We start from the raw sequence: 17,664 nt of genomic DNA on the forward strand, positions 1-17,664 counted from the left end.
TTTCAGCCGCTTTCAAAAGTAAGAACAAAATGACCTACATAAGAGGTTTTTGATCTGCGCCTTCTTTTTCCACTGCTTTCGGCATAAAGTCTTCTTTTTTCACACCTAACCACAGGGCCAAAGAACTTGCCACATAGATAGATGAGTGAGTTCCGACAACAACCCCAAAGAGCATTGCCGCAGCAAAACTATGGATTAAGTTACCGCCTAAGAAGAACAATACCACCAATACCATCGCCGTTGTAAACGAAGTGATAATGGTTCGGCTGAATACCTGAGTAATTGAGGCATTAATAATATCGCGCGGAGCCCCTTTACGAATTTTCCTAAAGTTTTCGCGAATACGGTCTGAAACCACGATGGTATCGTTGAGCGAATAACCAATCAGTGTTAACAGCCCTGCGACAACCGTCAAGTCAAACTCGATATGTAACAGCGAAAACAGCCCCAAGGTCAAAATGGTATCGTGGGCCAATGCCAAAACGGCCCCGACGGCAAAGCGCCACTCGAAGCGAATCGCCACATAGACCAAAATCATCCCAAGAGCGGCCAGAATCGCAAGTCCACCCTGCTCTGCTAAGTCATTACCCACACTTGGGCCGACAAATTCGATACGGCGCATCTGGACATTTTTATCCAGCGTTTTTAACACGCCCATCACTTTGTCACCGACTTGCTCAGCATTAGAGTTTGCACTCGGTTTGAGGCGCAATAAAATATCGCCTCTAGAGCCAAAGTTCTGTGCAACAACATCCGGAAAGCCATGCGTTGCCATACTATGGCGTACATCTTTAAGCTGCACGTTCTGCTCGAATTGCACTTCAACCAATGTACCACCGGTAAAGTCCAGCCCGAAGTTCAGCCCGCGAGTTGCCAGCAAGACAATCGAAGCTATCGTTAAAACAACACTCGCTATCATGGACAACTTATTGTGGCCCATGAAATCGATTGTCCCTTTAGGTTTAAATAACGAAAACACATAACCTCCTAAATAGACAGCTTATTGAGACGTCTACGACCGCCCCAAATTAGGTTAACCACGGTCCGCGTACCTACAATCGCCGTGAACATAGAGGTAAGGATCCCGATACCTAAAGTAACCGCAAAACCTTTCACTGCACCTGTACCAATCGAGAATAGAATCACTGAGGTTAAGAACGTGGTAATGTTCGAGTCAGCGATACTTGAAAGTGCATTGTTATAACCATAATGGATCGACTGTTGAATACTTCGCCCTTCGCGCATCTCTTCACGAATACGCTCAAAAATAAGTACGTTAGCATCCACGGCCATCCCCACCGTCAACACAATCCCCGCCATACCCGGCAGCGTTAAGGTTGCACCTGGAATCAGTGACATAATCCCGATAATCAGAATCACGTTACAAACCAGAGCCAAGTTAGCGACCATACCAAATTTACGATAGTAAAGCGGCATGAACACAATCAGGGCAATCAAACCAACCGCAATTGCTTCAATCCCTCGGTTAATGTTTTCTTGACCAAGGCTTGGACCAATGGTGCGTTCTTCAACAATCTGAATTGGCGCAATCAAGGCACCGGCGCGCAGTAACAACGCTAAGTTTTGCGCTTCACTTTGGCTACCTAAGCCCGTAATCCTAAAGCTTCGGCCTAAACGAGATTGAATCGTTGCGACGTTAATTACTTCGGTATGTTTTTGGAAGATGGTTTTGCCTTTGGCATCTTTTTTATGAGTCGGTTTATATTCAATAAACAATGTTGCCATTGGTTTACCGACATTGGTCCGAGTCACAGCCGCCATGCGGCTCCCGCCTTGGCTATCTAAATCAATGTTAACCTGAGGCTGGTTATATTGGTCAAACGCTGTTTTAGCACCAACGATATGATCGCCCGTCAGCACCACCTGTTTATACAGTGCAATCGGCTGACCATTGCTACGGTAGAACAATTCAGACCCAGGAGGAACGTGACCATTAGCGAGTTGCGAAGGATCTGCATTATTGTTGACCATTCTGAACTGCAACGTTGCCGTAGCACCTAAGATCTCTTTAGCACGCGCAGTGTCTTGGATCCCTGGCAGCTCAACAACAATCTGATCATCGCCCTGACGCTGCACAACTGGCTGGGCAACACCAAGCTCGTTAACACGATTTCGGATAATGGTGATGTTTTGTTGCAGGGCATATTCGCGAGTTTCATTTAGCTCGCTATCAGTCATGGTTGCGATCAAAACTGGCGCATTATCCAATGTTGATTCAACAAACTGATAACGACCACGATAGTGGCCAGAGAGATAATCTTCTGCTTTTGAGCGTGCATCGCTATTGCGAAAACGAACCACAACACCGCGGTTGGCATCAATTCGAGCTCCCGCATAACGGATGTTTTGATCTCGTAAGTCAGCACGAAAATCCTGAACCATCTGTTCGCGAGCTTTTTCAACAGCAGCTTTCATATCCACTTCCATTAAGAAGTGAACCCCACCGCGTAAATCAAGGCCCAGTTTAAGTGGCGCGCCACCGATAACTTTCAACCACTCAGGTGTTGCTGGCGCTAAGTTCAAAGCTACAACGTAACCATCACCGAGTTTGTTTTTAAGTAGATCTCGGGTTTTTAACTGATCACTGTCTTTACGTAAACGGACGAGAATTTGATGATCGTTCAAGGCAACTGAGCGGGCATTAATCTGATCATCTTTAAGATATTTGCGAACCTGGTCAACCTGTGACAAGCCCACCTGATGACCTCGAGTTGCACTAATCTGGACAGCCGGATCATCACCATAGATATTCGGAAGTGCGTAGATAACCCCAAAGATGACGACCAGCGCCACCATCAGGGTTTTCCACCACGGGTATTTATTTAACAAAACGCTACCCCTGGGCAGATAAAATTAAATAGATTTGAGTGTCCCTTTCGGTAACACAGCTGAGATAAAATCTTTTTTGATAACAATGGTTGTGTCTTCGCTAAGACTCAATTGGATGTATTCATTATCGTCAGAGATTTTAGTAATACGGCCAATCAATCCACCAGAAGTAAGTACTTCATCACCTTTAGACAGCGATTTTAAAAGATTGCGCTGTTCCTTAGCTCGTTTTGATTGGGGACGGAAAATCATGAAATAGAAAATTGCCGCGAACACGACCATCATGATGATCAGCTCAAAACCTCCACCAGCTGGTTGGCCACCAGCGGCATATGCAGGCGTAATAAAAAAGCTCATTATTGTCCTCTGTTTCCTTAGTTATTGTTAAAATCTGTTGTATCAGTCAATGGCGGTACTTCGCGCCCTAAACGACTATAAAACTCTGTGACGAAGGCGTCTAATTTACCCTGTTCAATAGCATCGCGCAAACCAGCCATCAAGCGCTGATAATAGCGCAAGTTATGAATTGTATTTAATCTGGCGCCAAGAATCTCGTTACATTTATCCAAATGATGTAAATATGCTCTTGAATAATTACGACAGGTATAGCAATCGCACTCGGCTTCCAGTGGGCTGGTATCATCGCGATGACGAGCATTACGAATTTTAACGACCCCGTCAGCGGTGAACAAATGACCATTACGAGCATTACGAGTCGGCATCACACAATCAAACATATCAATGCCGCGACGCACCCCTTCGACCAAATCTTCAGGCTTGCCAACGCCCATCAAGTAACGTGGTTTGTCATCTGGAATTTTTGGCGTGATGTAATCAAGGATCCGATGCATCTCCGCTTTAGGTTCACCAACGGCCAAACCGCCGATAGCGTAACCATCAAAACCGACTTTTAAGAGCCCTTCAAGCGAAACATCACGAAGATGCTCATAAACACCACCTTGGATGATGCCAAACAGCGCATTGGGATTATTCAATTCATCAAAACGTTGGCGACTACGGGCGGCCCAGCGCAAAGACATCTGCATTGAGCGCTGCGCTTGCTCTTCAGTGGCAGGATATGGCGTACACTCGTCAAAAATCATCACGATATCAGAACCCAAATCGTTCTGAATTTCCATAGATTTTTCAGGGCTTAAGAAAATCTTCTCACCGCTAACCGGATTTCGAAAATGAACACCTTCTTCGGTAATCTTGCGAATATCACCCAAACTAAACACCTGAAACCCACCAGAATCGGTCAAAATGGGTCCGTGCCAGTTCATAAAATCGTGCAAATCGCCATGTTTGCGCATCACGGCTTGGCCCGGACGCAACCACAGGTGAAACGTATTACCCAACAGGATTTGTGCCCCAGTGGCATGCACTTCTTCAGGAGTCATCCCTTTGACCGTGCCATAAGTACCCACTGGCATAAAAGCGGGTGTCTGCACGCTACCGCGCTCAAAAGTGAGCTGGCCGCGACGCGCCTTACCATCCGTTTTTAATAATTCATACTTCATCTAATACAATTCCCATTGCCTAATCTTGTAAAGGGGTATCTTTGCGGGTAATGAACATTGCATCCCCATAACTGAAAAACTTATAGCGTTGTTCAACGGCTTGCTGATAAGCGTTTAATATATTCATTTTACCTGCAAATGCACTGACCAACATCACTAAAGTTGATTCTGGTAGGTGAAAGTTGGTTATCATTGCATCAATCACTTCAAAACGATAGCCCGGATAGATGAATATATCGGTTTCATCTGCATATGGCGCAATCAGCGCATCTTGGCTGGCTTTAGCAGCGCTTTCAAGCGAGCGCACCGATGTCGTACCAACAGCAATAACGCGGCCACCGTTGGCTTTGGTTTGCAAAACTTTATTTACCACTTCATCAGAGACAATAGCGTATTCGCTATGCATATGATGTTCTTCAACGTTATCAACTCGAATCGATTGGAACGTCCCTGCGCCAACGTGCAGTGTGACATAAGCGGTATTCACACCACGTTTTTCAAGTTCACTAATTAACTCGTTATCAAAATGCAGCCCGGCAGTTGGGGCTGCAACTGCTCCGGGATAACGGCTATAGACAGTCTGATATCGCTCTTTGTCACTATCTTCATCAGGGCGGTCGATATAAGGAGGTAGCGGCATATGTCCGTAGCTATCAAGAAGCTCTAAGACATTGTGCTGATCATCAAAACGCAGTTCGAACAACTCGCCATGACGTGCCAACAAGGTCGCATCAAACGCATCAGCAAAGCGCAACGAAGCCCCAACTTTAGGTGACTTAGACGCTTTCATATGCGCAAGTACGCGGTTATCGTCAAGAATTCTCTCGATCAGAATTTCAATTTTTCCACCGGTTTGTTTTTGACCAAACAAACGTGCTGGAATCACCCGCGTGTTATTAAAGACAAGCAAGTCCCCCGGACGAACTAAATCGATTAACTGAGGGAACTGTAGATGCTCAACAGCGCCGCTATTGCCGTCTAAACTTAATAAACGACAATCACGGCGCCGTTCAGTCGGATACCGAGCAATTAGCTCTTCTGGCAACTCATAACTAAAATCTGCAACACGCATTTTCTTTAACCTGATAGATAAAAACGCTCGCTAGTCTAGTGAGGGCAAGTGCGCATTTCAAGTATTTGCACACCGATGAGACGAACGTAAATAGACCTAAAGATGCTAATTGCACTCTTTTAGCTGAAAAACTGGTAATTTAATAACCCATTTAGTAATCAAATTACATATGAAACTTTCATTTTTGATTTTAAAGCCAGAAAATAGCTTAAAAATAAATCAACATATGTAATTTATTTTCAATAATGGTTGATTCTATCGGATAGAAGCCATATTCTATCCTCAATCTAGATAGCGAATAACATTCTCTACTCTAGGTTGTACCTCATATTTCTCGCCGCATATTCCAAGTTGGTCATAACGGCATCTAGATAAGCTGGATTAACACAAATAAGTCATAGATCTCCTTGGTAAAAGAAACTTAGGTTTCTCAAACCAGTTATTTCGAGTTAACCTATATTCAGCATATTCATCTAGGGTCTGCCTGATGGCAGACCTTTTTTTCTTTATTACCCTATGAATTATCTTGGACACTTTTACCTAGCCCACTTAACCCATACATCCTATCAAGGCGCGTTGTTAGGGGATTTTGTCAGAGGAAAACGCTGGCAGGACTATCAAAGCGCGGAGCAGCTAGGTATTTTGCTGCATCGAACGCTCGATGGCTGGATTGACCAATGGACAATTGATAGTGGAATAAATGCTCTTTTTAACGCCGCCCTCAGGCGCTTTGCACCGATTGCATTGGATCTTTATTGGGATTATCAGTTAGCGAGTCGCTGGAGCGAATTTGAGGCGATACCACTTCAGCAATTTGCTGAGCATGTCTATCACTCTCTTAAGCCTCAAGCTATGCCCACGAGAGCCCAAGAAACAGCGCAAAACATGACCGAGCACAACTGGCTTGGCCATTATCAACAGCCAGATTTTATTTTGCGGGCATTAAAGCGAATATCAGAGCGCATGAACCACAAGCTCCCCTATCAAGCACTCAGTGAAGCGCTATGGGCTCAAGAGCTCAAGTTACGCCAGCAGTTTGATCAATTGATGCGCATGATTCCCATTTTGGCGCCGCAATGGCAAGAAAAAATAGCTCAAACGAAACTCTAACCTTCTAAAATTTAAGCACATTGATATTTTTTCTAGTAAAAAATATGAAACTTTTATGACAATTCTATTAAGTACTTAAATTAACGATACACATCACGTTACAATTCAATTTATAAGAAAATCATCAAGTTAATTTACAAAAACTGATGACAACAGCTAAAACGGTTACTGTTTCTATTCTGCACTGGCCAACCTAACCGATGAATCAATAAATTATGCATAGAGCAATATTTGTGACATACGATTAGATTAAGCTAATGGCGCGTTCTTTGCTTATATGAAATAAAAAGGGCGGAATAGACTAAACGCAAGCTAGATCTATATTTTAAGAGCATGTCTTTTGCAACAATTAAAGCCAGGAGTTGTTATGAGTGATGAAAAGCTCTTCTTAGAAAAAGAGCTCAGTTGGCTATCTTTTAATGAACGGGTCTTGCAAGAAGCGCAGGACAAAAGCGTTCCCTTAATTGAACGGATGCGCTTTTTAGGGATATTTTCCAGCAATCAGGATGAATTTTTTAAAGTTCGAGTTGCCGATGTTAAGCGCCGTATTTTATTAAACAAATATAACAATGATGACCACCAAGGAGCCAAACATTTACTGGCGAAAATCCAAAATAAAACGGCCCAACTGGACTCAGCATTTGATGAAACCTACCGAGAACTCATTGTTGCGTTAGTTCGAAGAAATATCTTCTTGATCAATGAAACCCAACTTAGCTTATTTCACCAACAGTGGCTAACAGGTTATTTTCAAAATAAAATTCTTCGCCATATCACACCGATTATCATCACTCGAGAAGTCAATCTGTTAGATTTTTTAAAAGATGATCACACCTATCTCGCGGTAAAAATGGCGGATCGCAAAGCCGACAATGAAGCAACAAACTGTCGTTATGCTCTCATTGAAATACCAACCGATGAACTTCCTCGATTTGTGGTTCTGCCTGCGCAAGGCAGTCGCAAGAAAAAATCGTTAATGATCCTTGATAACATCATCCGTTTTGGTTTGGATAACATTTTTTCCGGATTTTTCAAATACGATGAAATCAGCGCCTATTCAATCAAAATGACACGTGATGCCGAGTATGACTTAACCGATGAGGTTGACTTAAGTCTACTTGAAGCCATGTCAGAAAGCTTAAAACAGCGCCTAACCGCAGAACCGGTGCGCTTTGTTTACGATGAACAGATGCCCGAAGATTTATTAGAGCTATTAAAACAAAAGCTGCATATCTCTTCTTATGACCATATTCGTGGCGGAGGCCGTTACCACAGCTTTAAAGATTTAATGAGTTTTCCAAATGTCGGGCGAAAATACCTAGAACATCCCAAACTTCCCGCTTTAAATAGCGATATGTTTGATCGCTATCCAACGGCATTTAAAGCGATTAGCGCACAAGACATCCTCTTGTATTATCCGTATCAGAAGTTCAGCTACTTAAGCGAACTCGTTCGCCAGGCGAGCTTTGATCCGGCAGTTCAAAGCATCAAAATTAATATTTATCGCGTTGCGAGCAACTCGCGAATTATGCACTCGCTCATTGAAGCGGCGCATAACGGCAAACGAGTGACGGTGGTCGTTGAGCTTCGCGCCCGCTTTGACGAACAGGCCAATATCGAATGGGCGCAGCAGCTCACCGATGCTGGCGTTCGGGTTGTATTTGGTCTGCCAAGCTTAAAAATTCACTCAAAACTTCTGCTTATTAATCGCACTGAAGATGGTCAAACCCAATATTATACCCACGTTGGCACGGGTAACTTCCACGAAAAAACGGCCAAAATTTATACTGACTTTGCCTTATTTACAAAAAATCAGGAAATTAGTGAAGAGGTCAACAACGTCTTTAAATTTATCGAGCGCCCCTATCGGCGTTATAAATTTAACCACCTCATTCTTTCTCCTATCGAATCGCGACGGCGTTTATATAGTTTGATTGATAATGAAATTCGCCAAGCAAATGCTCAGCAAAAAGCAGCTATTACCGTAAAAGTAAATAACTTAGTCGATGTCGGACTCATTAATCGGCTTTATGCAGCGAGCAAAGCTGGGGTTAAAATCCGAATGATTGTGCGCGGGATGTGTAGCCTACTGCCAGGCATTGAAGGGCTAAGTGAAAATATCTCGATTATCAGCATCGTTGACCGATTCTTAGAACACCCTCGCGTTTTTATCTTCCATGCTGCTGGTGAAGAGAAAACCTTTATCTCTTCAGCTGATTGGATGACGCGCAATATCGACCAGCGAATTGAAGTTGGCTGCCCTATTTACGACTCAAATTTAAAACAGTATTTACGTGAGATTTTAGAGCTGCAATTTAGCGATACAACTAAAGCACGCATCATTGATAAAACCCAGTCAAATCAATATGTGAAACGTGGTAACCGGCGTAAGATCCGCTCGCAAATTGCCACCTATGAATTTATCAAAGAAAGAGAAAAACAACTGCTGTTAGCTCGGGGCAGTTGATCTTTGGTGGTTGAATTTTGTTCAAATTAAACGCATTTTGAACGCGGCGCAGTCTGCGTCGCTTAATGAGTTAAGCAAGCAGGGTGCAACAAAGTTCAGGATGCGTTTAATGAACCCAAAGGGCAGTATCTGAGAGGAATTTATCCAGCGTTAAACGTTCTTTGTGGAGAATCACTACACGGCAGAGCGTTTGCCTTGCCTAAATCCCTCTCAGATTGCTGCAAAACCAACCACAAAAGGTCAACAGCCCCTAGGGGAAGCTAAACTCAGTTAGCAAAAGCCCAGTAAACTGGGCTTATTAACTTAGCGAAATAGCTGCAATTCAGGGATTTCAGGTGTGTCATCTTTATCAGGTGAAAAAACCAGATCAGATGGAATGAGAAAGCTAAAACAACTGCCTTTGCCAAATTCACTCTCAATAGAAAGCTCACTGCGATGATGCTGCAGCGCATGTTTAACAATCGAAAGCCCTAAACCTGCGCCACCAGTTTGTCGAGAACGGTCTTTATCCACTCGATAAAACCGCTCAGTTAAACGCAACAGATGTTCAGGGCGAATGCCAGGGCCTGAATCTTTCACAGCAAAGCGGGCATTTCCTGTTGGCTCTTTTGACCAGCTCACTTCGACATGACCAGGCTGATCGCAATATTTCACCGCGTTATAAACAAGGTTAGCAAAAGCACTACGCATTTGTTCGCTGCTGCCATGCATCCACAAATCTGAATCAATATTAAAACTAAAGGTAAGTGTTTTATCTTTGGCTAATTGCTCAGCCTCACTAGAGAGTGAATCTAATAGAGATGGCACATTAATCTCATCGTGAATATCAACCACAGGAGCGGCTTCAATTCGAGCCAACACCAATAGCTGGTTCACCAAGTTATCCATTCGAATAGCTTGTTCACTCATCATTGAGTGTGCCCTTTGCCAAACCTTTTGCTCAGGCAAATCATCGTCAAACATCTCCAAATATCCGCGCAGCACCGTTAGCGGTGTGCGCAACTCATGGGAAACATTAGAGATAAAATGTTTGCGCATCTTATCAAGTTTACGTTGCTGAGTAATATCGCGAACCAGCATCAGAAATTGCTGACCATAAGGCATAACTCGACACTCTAAAAGCAAGTCAGGTCGAGCTGGGCTACTAATCTCTAACGCTTCTTGAAAATGACGATGGCTAAGATAATTCACAAACGAAGGATGGCGAATCAAGTTAGAGACATGTTGCCCCGCATCAACAGGCCATTTAAGGCCAAGCAGTTCCGAGGCAAGTCGATTACACCAGGTAATTTCATCGCTAGAGCTAAAAACGACAATCGCATCAGGGAGTGATTCAGCACCGAGTCGGAAAGACTTCATCAATTGGGCTAATTCACGTTCACGATTAAGGCGGCGTTTAACCAGCTGATAAATTCCATAAAAGACTGGCTGCCAACTGCCGTTACCTTGCGGAGGCGTTAAACGTTTATCCACATAAAGCCAGTTTAGTAGCTTGCGCTGCTGGTAATAAAACCAAAATAAGTGAACAACACATCCAACAAATAAAGCTAAAAAGATATGATCGAAGAACCAACCCACCACTAAAAAAGGTAAGTAGAACCAGACCAGCCGCCAAAACAGCCGGCCCAGCGTATCGGGCATAAGCATCCGTTACTTAATCCTTGTTGAAAAGCGATATCCAGAACCGCGAACAGTTTGGATTAGTTTATCATAACCCTGCGTTGCGATCGCTTTTCTTAATCGCCGAATATGCACATCGACGGTTCTATCTTCCACATAGACATTGGTGCCCCAAACATGGTTCAGCAACTGCTCTCTGCTGTAAACTCGTTCAGGATGAGTCATAAAGAAATGCAATAGATTAAATTCTGTTGGCCCCATATCTAATGGTTCATCATCTGCAACCACGCGATGAGACACCGGGTCAAGATGCAGCCCTTTTACCTGAATCACATCATCTAATGATGTTGGTGAGACGCGCCGAATCACCGCTTTAACCCGCGCCATCAGCTCTTTGGGCGCAAACGGCTTAGTTAAATAATCATCGGCACCCGCTTCAAGCCCCTGGACTTTATCTTCCTCTTCGCCTTTAGCAGTGAGCATAATGACTGGAATTTGCCGGGTCAGATCGCTGCGCTTCATCGACTTGAGTAATGATAATCCACTGCCCTGAGGTAACATCCAATCCAACAGGACCAAATCGGGATAAGGGTCAACCAACAATTTCTGAGCTTGTTCTAAATCACCAGCCTCCATCGGTTCATAACCATTTTGTTCCAATACAAAACAGAGCATTTCCCGAATTGGCGCTTCATCCTCAACAATTAATATTTTTCTAGGCATCCTAATACCCTAATCGCATATCTTTTGACAATTATGCGGATTTTTAGTGACATTTTTATGACAAATAGAAATCACTTTATTCTGCTCCTTCCACCTCATTAAGTATTCCATTTGCCTGAATATTTAGCGTATCGCACCAAAAATGTGCATGTTCACAAAAACTCCATCATCGAAACTTCATAAAGATCGCGTTTAATCAACTATTATTGATTAAATAGTGCTTAATAATTCTATGCCTAACACAAATTTTTAACTGAACAGAATTTTTGGCACTGATACTGCAACGTGAGGCCAATCGGCTTGCATAAAGCAAGTTTAAAGCACACTACATTCGCATCTTTAACTTTGGAGTATTGCATGGCTAACCGTACCAATACAGTGGACGAGCAGCATTATTACGCATACCCACTTCATCGACAGGGAAAATCAGGAAAGATCATCTCTGACACCCCTAAATTGTTAGTTTTTAGTGATTTGGACGGAACCTTACTCGATCACAATAACTATAGTTATGATGCAGCAAAACCTGCTCTGTTGCAGCTGTTCAGACACAATATTCCACTTATTTTAAATACCAGCAAAACCTTTATTGAAACAGCAGATATCGCTGCACAAATGGGCGGTTTTCATCCGTTTGTTGTAGAAAACGGCGCTGCGATTGCCATCCCTGAAAATTACTTTTCAAATCTTCCAGAATATGACGAACTGGTAGAAGGTTATCGCTCTAATCACTATTTCATTAAACGTTTTGGTAGCTCTTATCACACAATCTGCAAAATATTAGCGCAGCTTAGAGAACAATATCCGTTTGAGTTTCGCGGATTTAAAGATATGTCGGCGCAGGAAGTCAGTAATATTACCGGGCTGAGCCTTGAGCAAGCACAAAAGGCCCGCAAACGCTTAGCATCGGAACCGATTGTCTGGAGCAAAGGTAATATTGACCAATTTAAGGAAAAACTGCGCCAGCATAAATTGACCCTGATACAAGGGGGCCGCTTCTGGCATGTCAAAAGTGCCAGCGATAAAGCAGCGGCGATGCACTGGCTCACCGAACTCTATCACCAACAGTCCCCACAGCAACGCTTTATTCAAGTTGCACTTGGCGATAGCCCTAACGACCAAACAATGCTCGATCAAGCTGATATTGCCATTGCTGTACGCTCTCATGACGGCCAGCATCGTCTCAATCTTGGCAAACAGCGCCCGAACAGGATTTACACCCAACATGTCGGCCCAGCAGGATGGCAAGCATCGTTACTCCGGGTGATTGAACATTATGTGCCTAAGGAGAGATATTATGGCTGATTTTTATCAAAGTGGCTTAATCACGACATTACACAACCTGACTCGTCGTCCGGTAAACCAGCTCGAACAAGAACTTGTTAGTTTTTCTAGAATTCGGCCAATGACATTGATTTTGCCATCTTTGTTTTCAGAGTTGCAACGCCCAGCATTGACGCAAATTGTTGAAGAGCTTAAACATGTCCCCTATTTGTCTGAAATTGTGATTGGCTTAGATAATGCCACTCGAGATGAGTATCTTTATGCCAAAGAGTTCTTCTCTGTTCTGCCACAACGGGTTCGAATTTTATGGAATGATGGTCCACGTCTTCGAGAACTCGATAGCCAGCTGGCAAACGCCCATTTAGCCCCCCAAGAAGCAGGCAAAGGACGCAATGTCTGGTATTGCATCGGTTATGTACTCGCCTCAGGACAAGGCAAAGCAGTGGCGCTGCATGACTGCGATATTGTGACCTACTCGCGCGATATGTTAGCTCGGTTATTTTATCCGGTTGCGAACCCGCATTTTAGCTATCAGTTCTGTAAAGGTTATTACGCGCGTCACGCAGATGGCAAACTTAATGGCCGGGTTTCTCGACTCTTGGTAACCCCTTTAATTAAAGCGCTGAAAAAAATCGAAGGTTATGACGATTACCTCGAATATATGGATAGTTTTCGCTATGCACTAGCTGGTGAATTTTCGATGCAAACCAATGTATTGCGAGATTTACGCATTCCATTTGACTGGGGCTTAGAAATCGGGGTGCTCTCTGAGGTTTACCGTAACTATTCAACAAACCGCATTTGCCAGGTAGACATTGCTGATGTTTATGACCATAAGCATCAAGATCTAAGCGTTGGTAATTTCGATAATGGCTTAGCCAAAATGGCAACTGACATTAGCAAGGCAGTTATGCGCAAACTAGCCACCCAAGGACATGTATTTAGCCCGGGGAAACTGCGTACACTCAAAGCCACTTACTATCGCATGGCATTAGATTTTATCGATAATTATTACAACGATGCGTTGATTAACGGCTTAACGGTTGCCCGCCATGCAGAAGAAGAAGCGGTTGAATTATTCGCCCAAGCGATTATGCGCGCAGGTGATATTTTTCTTGAACGCCCATCAGAAACACCATTTATTCCGAGCTGGAACCGCGTAACCAGCGCTATCCCAGAGATGCTCGAAAAAATCTACGATGCGGTTGAAGCCGATAACAGCTAACTCTCGTATGCAGGCTAGTCACAAACTAGCCTGCTTTTTAAAGTGCCACATTCTACTGTTAATCTTTGGTGATTAGGTGTTTATCAATCTGTAAGGGATTTGGGCACCAAGCGCATAACGGTTAACGCCCAATAAATGCCCTTAATGAATAAACTGGCGAGTATCAATAAATCGAATAATTTGTTGAACAACTTGCTTGGAATAAATCATTGCCGTGTGGTTGTAATTGACATAACAAATATCTTTAGCGCTCTCTAAAATAGCCTCGTCAACCAAGACCATGCCATCCCCTTTTCCATTGCGAAAAAAGTTTCCGAGCCCAATATTTTTTAGTCCAACAATACAGCCTATCGCCACATTTGACAGGTGACTGGCTAGCCCTTGCGATAAAATCTGTGACGATTTTTTTAAAATCAATGTTCCGGTTTTATCGCAAACAATACGTGCCACTCGACTACCATTGTGAGGCGTACCGATGGTCACAATACAGGTATCATCAAAGTGGGGTTGGTATTTTTCAAAATAACGGCGAATCAGCAAGCCACCGAGTGAATGTCCCACAAAATAAACTTCACCACCTTGGGAAACCTCACGATTGAGTTTGGTAACGCCTTGTTCAAAATCTAACGTATGATAGGAGAACATGGTGACCGCAAACCCTTGCCGTTTCAGTTTACGATAGAGAAACTGCATAATCACACCGGGCATAAACAGGCCGTGTACCAACACCACTTTTTTCATAGGCAACTACATCAATAAATTCAGAAGGCCTTATCCTAAACGGTTTTTATCATCAGAAAAACAAAATTATAAATAACCTACTCTGCCGTTTCTTCATATGGGATCACTTCACTGGCTGGATGCTTGATTAATAACCACATCACTTGATACGGTGCCAGCGTTAATGAGCGAATATCAACCCACTCTTGGCTGATTAAATCCCAAATTCGCGCCGCTGGATAGCGATACGCCTGCTCAGCAACAGCTTGCGGATGGCGCGTCATATTATGCAATGCGACAATGCGCTGCGCGCCATCAATACTGGTTCGCTCCATCGCAAATAAGGCTTCTTCATTAATGCTAAGGACCTTAAACCCAGCTTGAGGATGAAACGCGCTTTGTTTGCGACGCAGCTCAATTAACTGGATTAAACGCGGAAAAACCTGCGCTTGATCGCTAGATGGATTCTCCAGCTGCGCTTCAAACTCGGCTAAATCCCAATGATGGCGGTTGATAGAACGAGTCCGCCCAGTTTGTTCAACCAATAACAAATCATTAGGTGTTGCGGTTAAAGAGTGAATATAAACGCCGGGGATCCCAGGCATGGCTAACATCACAAGCTGACAACACAAATACCGAGCTAATTGGAACATATCAGGCCCAGAACGCGTCCCTTGAAGCACTTCATAAAGCGAGATATTTAACTCATATGGGCTTTTGGAGCCATCCCCATTGGTTTTCATGCTGACAAAGCCGCCAAAATCACGCACGCTCTTGAGCAAATCGTCCATCTCATGTTCAGGGATAATTCCCTCAACCGGGCGCACCCCAATGCCATCGTGAGAAGCAACGAAATTAAAATAGCTACATCCGGCAGGCAATTTCTCTAAATGTCTTGCCCAATCATTGAGGTAATGCGCATGCCCACGGTTTAACGCATGTAGCAGCAACGGTGGCAGTGCAAACTGATAAACCAGATGTGCTTCATCACCATGGCCAAAATAGCTGATGTTTTCTTCGTGAGGAACGTTCGTTTCGGTTATTAAAATCAAATTTGGATCGATCTGCTCCATCACAGAGCGAATAATTTTTACCAGTGCATGAGTTTTGGGCAGATGAATACAAGCGGTTCCTAACTCTTTCCAAACAAATGCCACCGCATCAAGGCGAACATAGCGAGCACCATGAGCGATGTAAAACAATAAGATATCTAAATACGCCAGGAACACTTTGGGGTTTTTGAAGTTCACATCGATTTGATCACTACTAAACGTCGCCCAGACATGTTTAACGCCTTGGCGCGTGTATACATCATTAATCAAAGGTGAAGTTCGAGGACGCGTCACTTTGGAATAATCAAGGTCGGGGTCGGCCTCAATAAAAAAATCCGCCCCAGTGCCTTCGCCATTAATAAAATCGATAAACAACAAGCTCTGACGAGACACATGGTTCATCACTAAATCGACCATCAGCTCTTTGTGGGAAGCGATTGAGCGAACATCATCCCACTTGCCAAGTCGATAGTTCACCTGATAGTAATCAATGATTGAAAAGCCATCGTCCGAGCTAAACGGGAAAAATGGCAATAAATGAACCGCACTGAATGATTTATCTAAATAGCGCTTCACAAATGTGTCGAGCACTTGCAACGGCGGCTGACCATCGCTATTCATCGAATCACCATAAGTGATCAGAACAACGTCTTCGTTGCTCCAGGGTTGTGCAGTGCGCTCCAAATGGCTACGGGCATCCTCAATACGTCGATTAATTCGCTCAAGCAATGGAGTATCGGGATATACAAATTGCAATAACTCGGATAACTTCTGCTGCGGCTCGGTCATCTATTGCCTCGTTTATGCGTTATATATCATGAAAAAGGAAAAAAGAATCTAATCGATATAACCTTAGTACAACGTATCGGTTTTCCATAAGCCCCTCGGGGCTAAACTCATGTTATGATAAAGTCATATTCTGGAAAATTGTTAAGCAGGTGTTATGCCAGATAATTTTGACACGATAGTTAAAATTTGTTTTGGTAACTGACAAATTAACTTTTATCCATTTAAAGAGCATATTGCTCCACTTATTATTTGATTTTAGCCATAAGAGGCCAATTCGATGCAAATAAAAAAATGTTTATTTCCTGTAGCTGGTTATGGAACACGATTTTTACCCGCCACTAAGTCCATGCCTAAAGAGATGTTACCGGTCGTTAATAAACCTATTGTTCAATATGGCGTTGAAGAAGCAGTTGAAGCCGGACTAACCGACATGGCTTTTATCACGGGCCGTGGTAAACGTGCGATTACCGATCACTTCGATATCAGCTATGAGCTAGAAAACGAAATTGCTGGGACTTCAAAAGAAGCCTACTTGACCGGTATCCGTGAACTGATGGAAAAAACCACCTGCACGTATACTCGCCAGAAAAAAATGATGGGCTTAGGTCATGCGATTTTGTGTGGTGAATCACTCATCGGCAACGACCCATTTGCAGTTGTGTTAGCCGATGACTTGTGCCTCAACAATGGTGATGGCGTTCTCTCTCAGATGGTTAAACTGTACAACCAGTTCCGCTGTTCTATCGTTGCTATTATGGAAGTTCCTGAAGATCAAGTTGATAAATATGGCGTGATCGCAGGTGAACCTCTGCGTGATGACTTGTACCGTGTCACTGATATGGTTGAAAAACCGGCTAAAGAACAGGCGCCATCAAATTTAGCGGTAATTGGTCGTTACATTTTAACACCTGATATTTTCGATATTCTGCGCAAAACCAAACCAGGTAAAAATGGTGAAATTCAGTTAACTGACGCTCTATTACAACAAGCCAAAGATGGCTGCGTGATGGCCTATAAATTTAAAGGCGAACGCTTTGACTGCGGTAGCGTTGAAGGTTTTGTTAAAGCAACAAACTTCTGTTTTGAAAACATTTATTTAAAAGAAGCTGAAGCGGCTAAAGCGGCTAGTAAAAAATAATCCAAAACATGCTATCAAAGCACAATTAAGGGCTAAGAAAACTAAGACAAGTTTAAAGCCCATCTGAAACATTTAAAATCCGATATCAATGGTT

General features: G+C 43.4%; 14 protein-coding genes. 5 read left to right on the top strand and 9 right to left on the bottom strand.

Annotated features, from left to right (window positions below):
• Positions 1-34: 34 nt before the first annotated feature.
• Genes secF through queA form a run of 5 tightly spaced genes read right to left on the bottom strand, consistent with a single transcriptional unit; the run spans position 35 to position 5,442 of the window.
• Complete coding sequence (gene secF, locus ABTQ23_RS09650) at positions 35-940, bottom strand: protein translocase subunit SecF (RefSeq protein WP_408615527.1); 906 nt, start codon at positions 938-940, stop codon at positions 35-37.
• A 47-nt stretch (positions 941-987) separates the two neighbouring features.
• Positions 988-2,850, bottom strand: a complete 1,863-nt coding sequence (secD, locus tag ABTQ23_RS09655) for a protein translocase subunit SecD (RefSeq protein WP_408615497.1) — start codon at positions 2,848-2,850, stop codon at positions 988-990.
• Positions 2,851-2,874: 24 nt separating this feature from the next.
• The gene (gene yajC, locus ABTQ23_RS09660) at positions 2,875-3,207 is read right to left on the bottom strand and encodes a preprotein translocase subunit YajC (RefSeq protein WP_408615498.1); all 333 of its coding nucleotides are present in this window, start codon (positions 3,205-3,207) and stop codon (positions 2,875-2,877) included.
• Between the two features lie 17 nt (positions 3,208-3,224).
• The gene (tgt, locus tag ABTQ23_RS09665) at positions 3,225-4,370 is read right to left on the bottom strand and encodes a tRNA guanosine(34) transglycosylase Tgt (protein WP_408615499.1); all 1,146 of its coding nucleotides are present in this window, start codon (positions 4,368-4,370) and stop codon (positions 3,225-3,227) included.
• A gap of 19 nt (positions 4,371-4,389) precedes the next feature.
• Entirely contained in the window at positions 4,390-5,442 is a 1,053-nt protein-coding gene (queA, locus tag ABTQ23_RS09670) for a tRNA preQ1(34) S-adenosylmethionine ribosyltransferase-isomerase QueA (RefSeq protein WP_408615500.1), read from the bottom strand.
• A gap of 516 nt (positions 5,443-5,958) precedes the next feature.
• On the opposite strand from queA, the gene ABTQ23_RS09675 reads away from it, so the two are divergent.
• Complete coding sequence (locus ABTQ23_RS09675; RefSeq protein WP_408615502.1) at positions 5,959-6,552, top strand: acyl carrier protein phosphodiesterase; 594 nt, start codon at positions 5,959-5,961, stop codon at positions 6,550-6,552.
• A 367-nt stretch (positions 6,553-6,919) separates the two neighbouring features.
• Positions 6,920-9,019 (top strand): polyphosphate kinase 1, encoded by a 2,100-nt coding sequence (ppk1, locus tag ABTQ23_RS09680; protein WP_408615504.1) that lies wholly within the window; start codon positions 6,920-6,922, stop codon positions 9,017-9,019.
• 303 nt (positions 9,020-9,322) lie between these two features.
• Here ppk1 and phoR read toward each other — a convergent pair whose 3' ends face one another.
• Both phoR and phoB read right to left on the bottom strand, forming a co-directional pair.
• Positions 9,323-10,666 (bottom strand): phosphate regulon sensor histidine kinase PhoR, encoded by a 1,344-nt coding sequence (phoR, locus tag ABTQ23_RS09685; RefSeq protein ID WP_408615506.1) that lies wholly within the window; start codon positions 10,664-10,666, stop codon positions 9,323-9,325.
• 3 nt (positions 10,667-10,669) lie between these two features.
• Positions 10,670-11,362: a phosphate regulon transcriptional regulator PhoB gene (gene phoB / locus ABTQ23_RS09690; protein WP_408615508.1), complete on the bottom strand. Its 693-nt coding sequence runs from the start codon at positions 11,360-11,362 to the stop codon at positions 10,670-10,672.
• A 357-nt stretch (positions 11,363-11,719) separates the two neighbouring features.
• Here phoB and ABTQ23_RS09695 point away from each other — a divergent pair, with 357 nt between their 5' ends.
• The gene (locus ABTQ23_RS09695) at positions 11,720-12,667 is read left to right on the top strand and encodes an HAD-IIB family hydrolase (protein WP_408615510.1); all 948 of its coding nucleotides are present in this window, start codon (positions 11,720-11,722) and stop codon (positions 12,665-12,667) included.
• Positions 12,660-13,871 (top strand): glycosyltransferase family protein, encoded by a 1,212-nt coding sequence (locus ABTQ23_RS09700; RefSeq protein ID WP_408615512.1) that lies wholly within the window; start codon positions 12,660-12,662, stop codon positions 13,869-13,871. The genes ABTQ23_RS09695 and ABTQ23_RS09700 overlap by 8 nt, the downstream gene beginning before the upstream one ends.
• A 141-nt stretch (positions 13,872-14,012) precedes the next feature.
• On the opposite strand, the gene ABTQ23_RS09705 is transcribed toward ABTQ23_RS09700, so the two are convergent.
• Both ABTQ23_RS09705 and ABTQ23_RS09710 read right to left on the bottom strand, forming a co-directional pair.
• On the bottom strand, positions 14,013-14,612 hold the full coding sequence (locus ABTQ23_RS09705; RefSeq protein ID WP_408615513.1) for a lipase family alpha/beta hydrolase: 600 nt from the start codon (positions 14,610-14,612) through the stop codon (positions 14,013-14,015).
• Between the two features lie 77 nt (positions 14,613-14,689).
• On the bottom strand, positions 14,690-16,432 hold the full coding sequence (locus ABTQ23_RS09710; RefSeq protein ID WP_408615514.1) for a sugar phosphorylase: 1,743 nt from the start codon (positions 16,430-16,432) through the stop codon (positions 14,690-14,692).
• A 277-nt stretch (positions 16,433-16,709) separates the two neighbouring features.
• Between ABTQ23_RS09710 and galU the strand changes: the two genes are divergently transcribed.
• On the top strand, positions 16,710-17,570 hold the full coding sequence (galU, locus tag ABTQ23_RS09715) for a UTP--glucose-1-phosphate uridylyltransferase GalU (RefSeq protein WP_408615515.1): 861 nt from the start codon (positions 16,710-16,712) through the stop codon (positions 17,568-17,570).
• The last annotated feature ends 94 nt before the right edge of the window (positions 17,571-17,664 follow it).

It is taken from the genome of Celerinatantimonas sediminis, assembly GCF_046054195.1.
Classification (GTDB): Bacteria; Pseudomonadota; Gammaproteobacteria; order Enterobacterales; family Celerinatantimonadaceae; genus Celerinatantimonas.